The sequence below is a fragment of the Burkholderia sp. LAS2 genome (assembly GCF_018417615.1).
Lineage (GTDB): Bacteria > Pseudomonadota > Gammaproteobacteria > Burkholderiales > Burkholderiaceae > Burkholderia > Burkholderia sola.
This window is the reverse complement of sequence record NZ_CP071052.1, coordinates 3732426-3746807: the sequence shown is the minus strand read 5'-3', so window position 1 is coordinate 3746807 and position 14382 is coordinate 3732426. Positions and strand designations below refer to the sequence as shown.

Below are 14382 nucleotides of genomic sequence, written 5' to 3'. Positions count from 1 at the left end.
AGCTCCCATGTCCATCCACGTCGCGCTGCATCACACCACCCGCTATCGCTACGACCGGCTCGTCAACCTCGGCCCGCAGGTCGTGCGACTGCGGCCCGCGCCGCATTGCCGGACCCCGATCCTCGCGTATTCGATGACGGTCGAGCCCGCGCAGCACTTCATCAATTGGCAGCAGGATCCGTTCTCGAACTATCTCGCGCGGCTCGTGTTTCCGGAGCGCACCGAGCACTTCGAGATCACGATCGATCTCGTCGCCGAGATGTCGGTGTACAACCCGTTCGACTTCTTTCTCGAAGCGAGCGCGGAGCAATACCCGTTCAGCTATGACGACGCGCTGAAGACCGAACTCGCGCCGTATCTCGCGTGCGACCCGCAGACGAGCGCCGCGCCGCTGTTTCGCGCGTATCTCGACGGCGTCGACCGCACGCCGGCCGGCACCGTGAACTTCCTCGTCGCGCTGAACCAGCAGCTTCAGCGCGACATCGGTTATCTGGTGCGGATGGAGCCGGGCGTGCAGACGCCCGTGCAGACGCTCGAACTCGCGTCGGGCTCGTGCCGCGACAGCGCGTGGCTGCTCGTGCAGCTGTGCCGCCATCTCGGCATCGCCGCGCGCTTCGTGTCCGGCTACCTGATCCAGCTGACCCCCGACGTGAAATCGCTCGACGGCCCGAGCGGCACGTCGGTCGATTTCACCGACCTGCATGCATGGTGCGAGGTCTATCTGCCGGGCGCCGGCTGGATCGGCTTCGATCCGACGTCGGGCCTGCTCGCCGGGGAAGGGCATATTCCGCTTGCGTGCACGCCGCAGCCGACGAGCGCCGCGCCGGTCGAAGGGCTGATCGACGAGTGCGAGGTGTCGTTCGAGCACGAGATGAGCGTGACGCGCGTGTACGAATCGCCGCGCGTGACGAAGCCGTACACCGAATCGCAGTGGGAGGCCGTGCTCGCGCTCGGCACGCAGGTCGACGGCGCGCTGGCCGCCGGCGACGTGCGGCTCACGCAGGGCGGCGAGCCGACCTTCGTGTCGATCGACGATCGCGACGGCGCCGAGTGGAACACCGACGCGCTCGGCCCGACCAAGCGCGGCTACGCGACCGAACTCGTGCAGCGGCTGCGCGCCGAATATGGCGACGGCGGCTTCCTGCATTTCGGGCAGGGCAAGTGGTACCCGGGCGAGCAACTGCCGCGCTGGGCGCTGTCGATCTTCTGGCGCGCAGACGGTCAGCCCGTGTGGCACGATCCGTCGCTGTTCGCCGACGAGCGCGAACCGTCGTCGTACACCACCGACGACGCGAAGCGCTTCATCGATGCACTCGCCGCGCGGCTGAGCCTGAGCGGCGAATTCATCCAGCCTGGCTACGAGGACGTCTGGTATTACTTGTGGCGCGAGCGCCGGCTGCCCGTCAACGTCGATCCGTTCGATGCGCGCCTCGACGACGAGCTCGAACGCGCGCGGCTGCGCAAGGTTTTCGAGCAGCAGCTCGACAGCGTGGTCGGCTACGTGCTGCCGGTCAAGCGCACGGACGACGCGCCGGGCCTCGACGGGCCGCGCTGGCAGACGGGCCCGTGGTTCTTCCGCGACGAGCGGATGTATCTCGTGCCGGGCGATTCGCCGATGGGCTATCGGCTGCCGCTCGATTCGCTGCCGTGGGCGGCGCGCGCCGACTATCCGTACCTTGTCGAGCGCGATCCGTTCGCGCCGCGCGACGTGCTGCCGGACGCCGCCGCCATTCGCGCCCGTTACGCGGGCCCGGCCGACGCGCCGCGCTATCTGGCCGGCGTGCATCGCGAAGCGTCCGCGCAGACCGTGATGCAGTGGCGCGACGACGGCACGGCCGCGAGCGGCCGACCGGACGCCGCGGATCCGCATCGCCGGCCCGAGCGCTTCGAATCGGCCGCGTGGATCACGCGCACCGCGCTGTGCGTCGAAGTGCGCAACGGCATCCTGTACCTGTTCATGCCGCCGCTCGCCGCGCTCGAGGATTATCTCGACCTGCTCGGCGCGATCGAGCTGACCGCCCACGCACTCGGCGTGAAGCTCGTGCTCGAAGGCTATCCGCCGCCGCGCGACGCACGGCTGAAGCTGCTGCAGGTGACACCGGATCCCGGCGTGATCGAGGTGAACATCCATCCGGCCGCGAGCTTCGACGAGCTCGTCGACCACACCGAATTCCTGTACGACGCCGCGTGGCAATCGCGGCTGTGCAGCGAGAAGTTCATGGTCGACGGGCGGCACGTCGGCACGGGCGGCGGCAACCACTTCGTGCTCGGCGGCGCGACGCCGGCCGACAGCCCGTTCCTGCGCCGCCCCGATCTGCTCGCGAGCCTGATCGCGTACTGGCACAACCATCCGTCGCTGTCGTACCTGTTCTCGGGGCTGTTCATCGGGCCGACGAGCCAGGCGCCGCGTGTCGACGAGGCGCGCAACGACCAGCTTTACGAGCTCGACATCGCGTTCGCGGAGATCCAGCGCAACAAGCTGCTGTTCGGGCAGGACATGCCGCCGTGGCTCGTCGACCGCGTGCTGCGCAACCTGCTGATCGACGTGACGGGCAACACGCACCGCAGCGAGTTCTGCATCGACAAGCTGTATTCGCCCGATTCGTCCACCGGCCGGCTCGGCCTGCTCGAACTGCGCGCGTTCGAGATGCCGCCGCATGCGCGGATGAGCATCGTGCAGCAACTGTTGCTGCGCGCGCTGGTCGCGCGCTTCTGGGCCGCGCCGTACACGACGCCGCTCACGCGCTGGGGCACCGCGCTGCACGACCGGTTCATGCTGCCGGAATTTCTTCAGATGGATTTCGACGACGTGCTGGCCGAGCTGCGCGACGCCGGTTTCGCGTTCGATCCGGCGTGGTTCGCCCCGCACTTCGAATTCCGCTTCCCGCTGTTCGGGCAGATCGCGGTGAACGGGATGGAACTGTCGCTGCGCGGCGCGCTGGAACCGTGGCACGTGATGGGCGAGGAAGGCGCGCCCGGCGGCACGGTGCGCTACGTCGATTCGTCGGTCGAACGGCTCGAAGTGCGCGTGACGGGGCTGAACGACAACCGGCACGTCGTGACCGTCAACGGCCGCGCGCTGCCGCTGCAGCCGACCGGCACCGTCGGCGAATACGTCGCGGGCGTGCGCTACAAGGCGTGGTCGCCGCCGTCGGCGCTGCATCCGACCATCGGCGTGCACGCGCCGCTCACGTTCGACATCGTCGATACGTGGCTGCAACGCTCGCTCGGCGGCTGCCGGTATCACGTCGCGCATCCGGGCGGGCGCAACTACGCGACGTTCCCGGTCAATGCGTACGAAGCGGAGAGCCGCCGGCTCGCACGCTTCGTCGAGATCGGGCACACGCCGGGCCGGATGGAGGTCGCGGCCGCCGCGCCGAGCCGCGAATTCCCGTTCACGCTCGACTTGCGGCGGCCGTGATCGATCGATGACAGGGCGGACGACGATGCGCGGTTCGCGACCGCCCGGCGCACCGGCCGGTCGCGGCCCCGCCGGAATGCTAGGATGCGGGCAGAATGCGGTTCCGCACTGCGGCTTGCCGCCTGAATGGCGGCGCGCATGCGCGGCCGCACCCTGACGACGGAACGACATCGTGCCGCCCATTGACCTCGATCATCTCGCCGCCCTCGACGCGATGCCCACGCTTTTCGATACCGGCGCGCAGCCGGACGCCGCCGAACTGGCCGCCGCGCTCGCGGCGCCGGCCGCCGCCGGCCGCTACGACGAACTGCGCGGCAGCGCGGCCGGCCTGCACGCGCCTGCGCTGGCGCCCGCGTGGCGCAGCTTCTTCACGTCGATCGGCAGCGACGGCGTGGCCGGCCTCGACCGCCGCGCCGACGCGCTGCACCGGCGCATGCGCGAGAACGGCCTGTTCTATCAGTTGCACGAGCAGCGCGCCGGCGACGGCGCGGTCGGCCCGTGGTCGCTCGACCTGCTGCCGCTGATCGTCACGCCCGAGGACTGGGTCGGGATCGAGCGTGGCGTGCTGCAGCGCGTGCGGCTGCTCAATGCGACGCTGGCCGACCTGTACGGGCCGCAGACGATCCTGCAGCGCGGGCTGCTGCCGCCCGCGCTCGTGACCGGCCACCCCGGGTATCTGCGTGCGATGCGCGGCGCGCGCGTGCCGGGCGATACGTGGCTGCACGTCGTCGCGTTCGATCTCGCGCGCGGCCCGGACGGCCAATGGCGGATCGTCGCGCAGCACACGCAGGGCCCGGCGGGGCTCGGCTACCTGCTCGAGAACCGGCTGATCGTGTCGCGGCTCTTTCCGCGCGGGTTTCGCGGGCTGCGCGTGCAGCGGCTTGCGTCCGCGTACCGCGCGCTGCTGCAGAGCATGCAGTCGCTCAGCCCTGCCGCGAAGAGTTCGCGGATCGTGCTGCTGACGCCGGGGCCGCACAGCGCGACCTATTTCGAGCATGCGTATCTCGCGCGCTATCTCGGCCTCACGCTCGTCGAAGGCGGCGACCTGACCGCGCGCGACAACCGCGTGTTCCTGAAGACGCTGAGCGGGCTCGAACCGGTGCACGGCATCCTGCGGCGCGTCGACGATGCGTGGCTCGATCCGCTCGAACTGCGGCCCGATTCGATGCTCGGCGTGCCGGGGCTGTTGCAGGCCGTGCGCGCGGGCAACGTGCTGCTCGCGAACGCGCCGGGCTCGGGCTTCCTCGAGTCGCCGGCGATGCTCGGCTTCATGCCGCGTCTCGCGGAAGCGCTGCTCGGCGAAACGCTGACGCTGCCGGCCGTGCATTCGTGGTGGTGCGGCGAGGCGGCCGCGTGCGACGACGCGCTGCCGCAGCTCGCGCGCGGCATCGTGAAGGCATCCTATCCACCCGACGTGCAGGAAGGCGGTGCATTCGAACCGGTGATCGGCGCGCGGCTCACGCAGGCGCAACTGGCGGAATGGCGCGCGCGGATTCTCGCGCAGCCCGAACACTACACGGTGCAGGCCGACCTGCCGCTGTCGCAGGCGCCGACCTGGCCGCGGCCCGACGCGCCCGACGGCAACGACAGCGCGCGCATCGTGCCGAAGCCGCTGCTGCTGCGCGTGTTCGCGCTCGCCGACGGCGCGCAGCGCTGGCGGCTTCTGCCGGGCGGGCTGTCGCGGGTCGGCACGCGCGACGCGCTGTTCAACGCGCCGATGCCGCGCGGCGGCAGCACCGTCGACACGTGGGTGATGACCGAGGGCATCGTCGATTCGACGACGCTGCTGCAGACGCATCTCGGCCCCGACGACCTCGTCGAGCGGCCGCGCGCGATCGCGAGCCGCGCGGCCGAGAACCTGTTCTGGCTCGGCCGCTACACCGAGCGCGCGACCAACCTGATGCGCCTCGCGCGCGCCGCGCTCGAACGGCTGCGCGGCGAAGACGACGTCGACAGTCCCGCGCATCTGGAACTGATCGACACGTTGTGCCGGGACACCGGGCTGATCGCGGCCGATGCGCCGCACGCCGTCGATGCGCCGCGCGCGTTCCAGCATGAGCTGGCGACGTCGCTGACGCGCGGCGCCGACCGCACGTCGGGGATCGCGTCGTGCCTGTTCGGCATGCGCGGCGCGGCTGCCGCGATCCGCGAACGGCTGTCGAGCGATCAGTGGCGGCTGATCGACGACGCGACCCAACTGTTCGCCGACAGCGCAGGACAGCAGGAAGCGGAGGAGCAGGTCGGCAACGACGCGCTGCAGTTGCTCGAGCGCCTCGGCCTGCTGCTCGGCGCGATCACCGGTGCGCAGACCGACAACATGACGCGCGACGACGGCTGGCGATTGCTGTCGATCGGCCGGCAGATCGACCGGCTCGACTTCCTGTGCAGCGTACTGAAGTTCGCGTTCGACGAAGGCGCCGTGCATCGGCAGGACGGCTTCGAGCTCGTGCTCGAACTGTTCGACAGCACGATCACGTTCCGCTCGCGCTTCCAGCGCGGCTTCGACGTCGCGCCGCTGCTGTCGCTCGTCGTGCTCGATACCGACAACCCGCGCTCGCTCGGCTGGGTCGTGCAGGCGCTGCGCGGCCGGCTGACGAAGGTCGAACGCGGCGAAGGCTATGCGCTGTCGGAACTGGCCGAGACGGTTCCGGACATCCCCGCGTGGTCGCTGCACGAGCTGTGCGAGACCGCCGAAGACGGCCGGCACGACAAGCTGCTCGCCGCGCTCGACACGACGGTAAAGGCCGTCTGGGAGCTGTCGAACCGGATCGGCGAGCGCTATTTCAGTCACGTGCGCGAGGCGGGCAGGACGCTATGGTGACGACGAAAGGTGCACCGAAAACCCCGGCTGGTTCCGGCAACGCACGGCAGGCGCCGCCCTCGGCTCCGGCCGCGACGGGGGCGCCGGCCGCCGTCGCACCGGGCCGGTTGCTGCGTGTCACGCACGACACCGAATACCGTTACGCGGCGCGCGTCGAATCCGCTCAGCACCAGGCACGCCTGCAACCGCTCGCGACGCCGCGCCAGCAGGTGCTGTCGTTCTCGCTCGACATCGAACCCGCACCGGAATCGGTTTGTACCGAAGTCGACGCGTTCGGCAATGCACGTGCGTCGTTCGCGCTGAACCTGCCGCACGACACGTTGCTGGTGCGCAGCCGCAGCACCGTGCGCGTGACGCCGCCCGTGTGGTCGCTCGGCGCGCGCGGCGCGCCGCCGCCTGCGATCGCGAACCCGGACGCCGCGCATGCCACCGCATGGGAGGCCGTGCGCGACCGCTTGCGGTTCCGCGCGGGGCAGCCTTACGACCCCGCGAGCGAATTCGTGTTCGCGTCGCCGCACGTGGCGTGCGACCCGGAACTCGCCGCATACGCGGCCGCGAGCTTCACGCCGCAACGGCCGCTCGTGCAGGCGGCATGGGACCTGATGCGGCGCGTGCATGCCGATTTCGCGTACACGCCGAACAGCACCGACATCACGACGTCGGCGCTCGACGCGCTGCGGTTGCGCAAGGGCGTGTGCCAGGATTTCGCGCACGTGATGATCGGCGCGCTGCGCTCGCTCGGGCTGGCCGCGCGTTACGTCAGCGGCTACCTGCTCACGCAGCCGCCGCCGGGCCAGCCGCGGCTGATCGGCGCCGACGCGTCGCATGCGTGGGTCGACGTGTATGACCCGGCGTGGCCCGAGGATGGCGGTTGGCTGCAACTCGATCCGACCAACGATCGAGCGCCGGGCGACGACTACGTGATGCTGTCGGTCGGCCGCGATTATGCCGACGTGACGCCGCTGCGCGGCGTGATCCGCGGCGGCGGCGCGGATCAGGAACTGAAGGTCGGCGTGACGGTCGAGCCGCTCGATGCCGATTGACGCGGGTTCGCCGATCGGAGCGGTCGTTTGTTGATCGCGTGTCTGCAGGCGCGTACGTTCGTGACGGCTGCGAACCGGACGGTCCATGCGCGCGGCTCGGAAGACACTTCGTACTCGACCGTGAGACATGACCGGAAAGTCACGTGTCATTCTGTTCGATTGAGTCGGACGAGTTCAATTCTGTAGGAAAAGAGAAAACTGCACTTGTGCGCTGGTGCCCGGATTTCCGATGATCCGGATCTGCGTTCACGTCGCGTCAGCCTGAACGGCTGGCGGCGGAACGGCAGCAAAACACCAAATCGCGCGCAGGAGCCAGGGTGACGCAGCTTTATCCGGATCATCGATCGGCGATGGATGAACCCGTCGCACGGTCGATCGATGCCACCGAGTCGGACAGCACCGGAACGCCACGCAAGCCTCCACCGATTGTCGTCGGCCGAGGCGACGGGGTGTCGATGTGGACGAAAGACACTCGGCTGATCTGCATCAAGCAAATGCCGTTGCCCGGTATCGTCATCTTCGTCCATGGCGTGAACTCCGAAGGCGAATGGTTCGAAGCCGCCGAGCAGGGGCTGTGCGATGGCCTGAATCGCCGGCTCGGCCGGCTGGACGATCAATTGATGTATCACGGCATCGACGCCGGGCAATTGGTGCCGGCGAAGTACACGGAAAGCGTGACGCCGGATGGGTTTGTGAATCCGAAGCTGCTTGCGGACAACTACGTCAAGCCTGATCCGTCGTTCTCGCCCGTCATTCATTTCCGATGGGGCTATCGGGCAACCGCCGCAGAGCTGAAAGAGTACGGCGACAAGATTTTCCTGAACGAGAAGGACTATTGGGGCGGCGGTCCGTTCACGAACGGCTGCGCGAGCCTGCCCGATCTCTGGCACGGCGGCCTCGACGACCGCGCGGCCGGGTGGCTGACCGTCCAGGGGATCAACCCGACCAACCGGCCGCTGTATCGCGCGCCGCCCCGCGCATATGGCGTGCTCGCGGCGTTGCGCCTTGCGAGGCTGATCGAGTCGATTCGCCGCATGCAGGCCGACGTGCCGATTACCGTCGTATGCCATAGCCAGGGCAACATCGTGGGCCTGACGGCGGCGTTCTTCGGCGATGCACTGCCCGATGTCGAAGATCCGTGGGGACGTAGCGGGCATTGCGTGGCGGATGCCTACGTACTGGCGAATGCGCCGTACAGCCTTGCGCGCGCGGACGGCCTAAACCCATCCGATACGTTCATGGATACCTGGTCGCAACGCGCGACCAGGGACGGCAGCGGTCGTCGCGGACGGCAGACCTACGCCGCGCGCACGAAAACGTTCGGCAAGTTTCTGTCGATCATCGGCACGCGCAAAGCCTACGAACTGCCCGCCGGCAAGATCGATGAAGACATGGCCAACGAACGGGTATCACCGACCAGCAAGCGGTCTTATGCGGCACAAGAGGATCGGGCTCGCCACGGCCTGAACGAATCGACATATGGTCGCGTCACCGCGTATTGCTGTCCACACGACCAGGTGATTTCGGCGGTCACGGTTCAAGGCATCGGCTGGCGCGGCATCGACAAGAACGAACTGAACGATATCGGTGTCCCCGGCGTGCTGACGCAGCGCGTCTTTGCCTCCGGCTTCAAGGTTGGCGTGCAGGAGCGCTATCAGTATTGGGAAGATGACTGGCGGCATCGGCAAAAGGGGAAGACGTCGGGATTCTGGTATCCGCCTTCGCCACCTGCCAAGTTCAACCTCATCGGTGCGCTCAAAGGGAACGAAAGTGTCTGGGGCGTGGCGGCTACGCTTGCAACCGCGCCGCTGATGTTCGTCGTGACCGGGTTCAGCTCGGCATTGAATATGTTCCGCGTGAACGCCGATCCGCCGGAGCACTGGGCCGTGGTGGCGGACGCGCCGGCGCTCGACGAACCGTTCGCGCCGCAAGCGTTGCGTTTCGGCAAGCCCATCGAAACGAAGGACGGCAATGCGACAAGCGACTTCAACGAAGGCAACGATCCGCCGGCCGCATGGCGCGACGCAAGCAAGAGCGAGGCAGACAAGCGTGCGGACGATCCTTACGATCAGTACAACGCGAAGAACGCGGACAGCGTCGCGCAAGGCACGGCAGAGAGCGAAGCCGGACAGCGTTACGAGGACCGCGCGTTGATGCGGATGGAGGCGCGGCGAACGCTGAATACGGAATGGCTCGATGGTAATGGCCACGTGATCGGCGAGGACGGCAAGAGCGAAATACCGGAGGGCTACAAGGAATGGCGCGACAAGCAGATTGTCGATTGGCTCGATCGTGGCTCGACCAACAGCCCGACGAATCACTCCACGACGATGACCAATCCGGAGCATGCCGAAAAGGCGCTTGCGTACGATGTGGCGATCGGGGTTTGCTATCTGACGCCCAAGCAAATGAAGATGCTACGGCTTGAAGCCGATTGGCGGATGGGGGATGGCGTCCCGAATGACAATCCGAACAAGAAGTACTGCGACTATTTTTCGTCAGGAAATTTCGATAGAACGCCCCTCCACGAATGGGTACATGCCGAGAAAAGCGAAGCCAATATTCCCGCCGCGATCGTTGACGAACGCGAAGGACAGATTTATCTGAAAGTTGGGGGTGCAATATGAAGACGCTGATCGCCACATGGCCGAGACGTGTTGCCGTTGCGGTCTTGGCGTGGATGATCGCCGCCCTGTTGCTGGCTTTGCTAATGACACACGTTGAACAACCAGACCGAACACAATTGGAGATAGGAGATTGGATGAAACGATTTGTAGTCGTGCCCGGCCTGGTGGCACTCATGGTGTTTCTGTCTACCACGGCCATGACGCGTTCGGCGCATGCCGTGCCCGCTTCGGAGCCGGCAGCAAATGCAACGCCGGCCGCAGAAGAGTCAGTGAAGCCATTTGTGGCACAGGTTGTCGGCCTGATTTGGTTGAATCCTTTGCAGCGGATGGACTACCCGACCGAATGGCAATTGTTGTGGACGCAAGGGCTTGCTGCGCCGAACGGGAACGATGACATGGTGCGGACCGATCCGACATCCTTTACAACGCTTCGATCGATTGGCGCGCTTGTATATGGCAACGAAGGGGTAGAAACATTCAAGGGCTTCTATGCCAAGTACATTGATAAATTCATCCTGCTCATACGCCCCCGTTATATTAGCAACGCAAAATATTTCTACACGGTGAAGCCCGAGAAGCAAATCGATTGGCGTGAACTCGCTGGTATCCGGGTCGAAATTGCCACTCCACTTCGCCTCGACGCGGCCTATGCCCGATCGCGCATGATCGATCGGATGATGAACTTCTTCGAGATCGGCCCGCCGTCACCCAAGACTTTGTGGAGCCGCGACACGCCTCCCGACGTACAAATCACGCAAGGCGGCCCCAACGCCGGCTTCACATCGCTGAACAACGCATTGGACTACTTGCAGGCGAACCCCGACAAGAGCGTCTGGGTGATGAACTGGGACGCACCCAACTTCCCGCCCACGGATGCACAGATCAACGAGAATCTGGTCGCGCTGTTCCTCGCCGGCCCAGCCTTCAAAACCGAGCGCGAACCGCTCGCCTGGATCGGCAAGGCCGCAACCGGCAATACGCATGATTTTCCGCAGAAGGTCGGCACGACCCGCGCCGTGCAGGCGTGGAAGGCGACCATCGACCAGGCGTCACGCAACGCAGGCGTCGCGGTCCCGGATCTCCATTACATCGTTCACGACGCAGGCAAGGGCAGCGATGCATCGTCGGCACGTCTTGCCTCGCTCTCCCGGACCTTGACCGAAACCCTCCCCGAATACGACCACTCGAAGCAGGCATTCAACACGGCCGCGCTACTCGGCGACATGGGAACCGGCAGCGCATTGACCGACGTCGCGCTTGCGATCGGCCGGATCAACCACTTCGGCGGCAACGCACTCGTCGCCGGCACGACCGATCCCGAGCATCCCGTCGCGGTCGTTGTCCGGCCACCGTCGAAGCTCACGCCGATCGATCCCGACAAGGACTGGTTCCGCGCACGCGGCGGCAACAATGCCTACCTGCCGTGGTGGGGACGCCGACACGATACGAATTACGGCATGCAGGGCTATTCGTGGTGAGCTCCGCTTGTGCGACGACCGGCCGGTTTGGCACCCCCGATGCGCGTCCCACCAGGGCGCGAGACCCTGCCAACGCTTTAAGTCTTCGTTAATTCTGCACGCCTAGCATGGTGATGCCGGCGAACGGCTCGGACCCCGGTCCGGCGCGCCGGCGGCACGCGCGGGTGCGTCGACGTCACGGCGCCGCGCCGTCGCGCGTCGCCATTTCCCTGCAACGGCGGCAGATCATGATCAAAAACTTCGACTACACGCTCGGCAACGAGACGATCGAGCTTTGTGCGAGCTTCGGCGCGGGTCCGGCATTCCGCCGTGTGCTCGTGAGCCGTGCGGATTCGATGGAAACGCTGGTGGTGCTCGACGCGCGCGGACTGTCGGGCCTGCTGAAGGTGGCGACCGAAGAACCGGAAGGGCTGCTCGACGACGCGATCCGCAAGGTCGGCGACGAACAGCTCGTCGAGCGGGCGATCAGCGGCCGGACGATCGTCGAAGCGGCGTTGTGATGGGGCGGCGCGTGAGCGTGCCGGCAGGCACGGCAACACGCGTCGCGTCGCGTGACGTCGCTCAGGCGGCGAACCGGTCCGTCGCCGCAACCAGCGCCTCCAGAATCCCCGGCTCGTTGTACGCGTGCCCGGCGCCGGGCACGATTTCGAACGTGGCGTCCGGCCACGCCTTCGACAACTCCCACGCGGTGCGCGCCGGCGTCGCGATGTCGTAGCGGCCCTGCACGATCACGCCAGGGATGCCGGCGAGACGATGCGCGTCGCGCAGCAACTGGCCTTCCTCGACGAAGCCCTTGTTCACGAAGTAGTGGTTTTCGATCCGCGCGAATGCGAGCGCATAGTGGCCGTCCGCGAAGTGCGCGGCGAGCGCGGAATCGGGCAGCAGCGTGATCGTGCGGCCCTCCCAGATGCTCCATGCGCGCGCGGCTTCGAGTTTCGCGGCTTCGTCGTCGCCGGTCAGCCGACGATGGTAGGCGGCCATCAGGTCGCCGCGCTCGGCTTCCGGAATGGGCGCGACGAAGTCTTCCCACAGATCGGGGAACAGCCACGACGCGCCTTCCTGGTAGTACCACAGCAATTCCGCGCGACGCATCGTGAAGATGCCGCGCACGATCAGCGCGCTCACGCGTTCCGGATGGGTTTCCGCATACGCGATCGCCAGTGCGCTGCCCCACGAGCCGCCGAACACGAGCCATTGATCGGCACCGACCATCTCGCGCAGGCGCTCGATATCGGCGACCAGATCCCACGTCGTGTTGTTCTCGAGGCTCGCGTGCGGCGTCGAGCGGCCGCAGCCGCGCTGGTCGAACAGCAGGATGTCGTAGCGCTCGGGATCGAACAGGCGGCGATGGTCGGGACCGCAGCCGGCGCCGGGGCCGCCGTGCAGGAACACGGCGGGCTTGCCGGCCGGGTTGCCGCAGCGCTCCCAATAGATGCGATGGCCGTCGCCGGTGTCGAGGTGGCCGTGGGCGTAAGGTTCGATCGGTGGATACACAGGCAGGCTCCGGGTGAGGGTCGACAGGAGGCGGACGAGGCGCGGACCGGTGCGCGGGCGGGGTACGGGACTGCGTGGATTGCTGCGCCGCAAAAGTCGTTGCGTGGGCATCGGACCGGCCGCCGCCGGACAAGGTTTGTCATTATGCCCATTCGTCGCGCCGGACGTTGACCCGCCGGGAAGCAGCGTCGCCGGCGGTGTGAGTCACGCGGATTTTTGAAGTAATTTCATTCCGATATTTTTCATACAAAATCCGGCGACAGGTCGGCGGGCTGATCGGACGCCGGCCCATTCCCGCTCCTTCACCGTGCCAACGGAAACCAGCCGATGAACCATCGCGTCACGCAGTTGACCGGGTTGCGCGCCGTCGCGGTCGCGATGGTCGTCGTCGGTCATGCCGAGCATGTGCTACCCGGCGGCTATACCGGCTGGTACGCGCCGTTGCGGCTGATCGCCGACGGGCGGCTCGGCGTGCTGATCTTCTTCGTGCTGAGCGGTTTCCTGATCACCAACGTGCTGCGCGCCGAGTTCGCGCGCACGGGCGGCATCGCGCTGACGTCGTTCTACGTGCGCCGGGCGCTGCGGATCTGGCCGGCTTGCTACGTGTATCTCGCGGCGGTGGCGATCGTCGCGTTCGCCGGCGGGTTCGATGTCGACCGCCGGCAGTGGCTTTATGCGGCGCTGCACCTGTGGAATTACTCGGCGTGGTTCGGGCTGACCGGGGACAACGCGCTGCATCCGGACGGCGCGTGGTACCTCGGCCATTTCTGGTCGCTCGCGCTCGAGGAGCAGTTCTACTGGTTCTGGCCGCTGCTGTTCGTGTTCGGCATCCGCCGCACCGGCACGCGCTGGCTGGCCGCGCTGATCCTGATCGTGCCGCTGGTCCGTGCGACCACGTATTTCCTCGCGCCCGCGCTGCGCGGCCAGCTCGGGATGATGCTGCATACGGGTATCGATCCGATCCTGATCGGCTGCTATGCGTCGCTCAACCGCGAACGGCTCGAAGCGTGGATCGGCTCGTGGCGCGGCGAGGCGCGCATCGTGACGGCGCTCGTGTTCGTCGTGCTGCTCGGCATGCCGCTCGCCGAACACCGGCTCGGCGGCTTCTGGAATGCGACGTACGGCGTGACGCTCGAAGCCGCGCTGATCGCGATCGTGATCGTCGTGCTGAATTTCCGCAGCGAGTTCTGGTGCGCGCGGTGGTTGCGCGCCGGGCCGGTGGTGTTCGTCGGCACGATCTCGTTCAGTCTTTATCTGTGGCAGCAGCCTTTTGCGAATCCGGATCTGCCGGTGCCGCATGGGTTTCCGCTGGGCATCGTATGGGCGCTGATTGCCGCGACCGCCAGCTATTTCCTCGTCGAAAAGCCGTTCCTGCGGCTGAAGGATCGCTATTCGGCGCGCGAGGCGCGACGCGTGCGGGACGACGCGTTGCGGAGGCCGGCGCCGACCGATGCGATCGGGCCGAAGGTGGTGGAATAGGTGGGCGGGGTGGTGATTC

The 14382-nt window shown here is 66.9% G+C and carries 8 protein-coding genes; 7 read left to right on the top strand and 1 reads right to left on the bottom strand.

Annotation, left to right across the window (positions count from 1 at the left end):
• The first annotated feature begins 7 nt into the window (after positions 1–7).
• The 6 genes from JYG37_RS17255 (at position 8) to JYG37_RS17230 (ending at position 11890) form a co-directional block, all read left to right on the top strand.
• Positions 8–3421: a transglutaminase family protein gene (locus JYG37_RS17255; RefSeq protein ID WP_124638545.1), complete on the top strand. Its 3414-nt coding sequence runs from the start codon at positions 8–10 to the stop codon at positions 3419–3421.
• Positions 3422–3635: 214 nt separating this feature from the next.
• The gene (locus JYG37_RS17250) at positions 3636–6242 is read left to right on the top strand and encodes a circularly permuted type 2 ATP-grasp protein (RefSeq protein ID WP_213346107.1); all 2607 of its coding nucleotides are present in this window, start codon (positions 3636–3638) and stop codon (positions 6240–6242) included.
• Positions 6236–7285 (top strand): transglutaminase family protein, encoded by a 1050-nt coding sequence (locus JYG37_RS17245; protein ID WP_124554111.1) that lies wholly within the window; start codon positions 6236–6238, stop codon positions 7283–7285. Before JYG37_RS17250 ends, JYG37_RS17245 begins: the two co-directional genes overlap by 7 nt.
• A gap of 455 nt (positions 7286–7740) precedes the next feature.
• Positions 7741–9912, top strand: a complete 2172-nt coding sequence (locus tag JYG37_RS17240) for a T6SS effector phospholipase Tle3 domain-containing protein (RefSeq protein ID WP_213346106.1) — start codon at positions 7741–7743, stop codon at positions 9910–9912.
• On the top strand, positions 9909–11390 hold the full coding sequence (locus tag JYG37_RS17235; RefSeq protein WP_213345645.1) for a virulence factor: 1482 nt from the start codon (positions 9909–9911) through the stop codon (positions 11388–11390). Before JYG37_RS17240 ends, JYG37_RS17235 begins: the two co-directional genes overlap by 4 nt.
• 227 nt (positions 11391–11617) lie before the next feature.
• Positions 11618–11890: a hypothetical protein gene (locus JYG37_RS17230; protein WP_089469567.1), complete on the top strand. Its 273-nt coding sequence runs from the start codon at positions 11618–11620 to the stop codon at positions 11888–11890.
• A gap of 61 nt (positions 11891–11951) precedes the next feature.
• Here the strand turns inward: JYG37_RS17230 and pip are convergent, their stop codons facing one another.
• Positions 11952–12884: a prolyl aminopeptidase gene (gene pip / locus JYG37_RS17225; RefSeq protein WP_176015353.1), complete on the bottom strand. Its 933-nt coding sequence runs from the start codon at positions 12882–12884 to the stop codon at positions 11952–11954.
• Between the two features lie 327 nt (positions 12885–13211).
• On the opposite strand from pip, the gene JYG37_RS17220 reads away from it, so the two are divergent.
• The gene (locus JYG37_RS17220) at positions 13212–14363 is read left to right on the top strand and encodes an acyltransferase family protein (RefSeq protein ID WP_050010752.1); all 1152 of its coding nucleotides are present in this window, start codon (positions 13212–13214) and stop codon (positions 14361–14363) included.
• Positions 14364–14382: the final 19 nt, after the last annotated feature.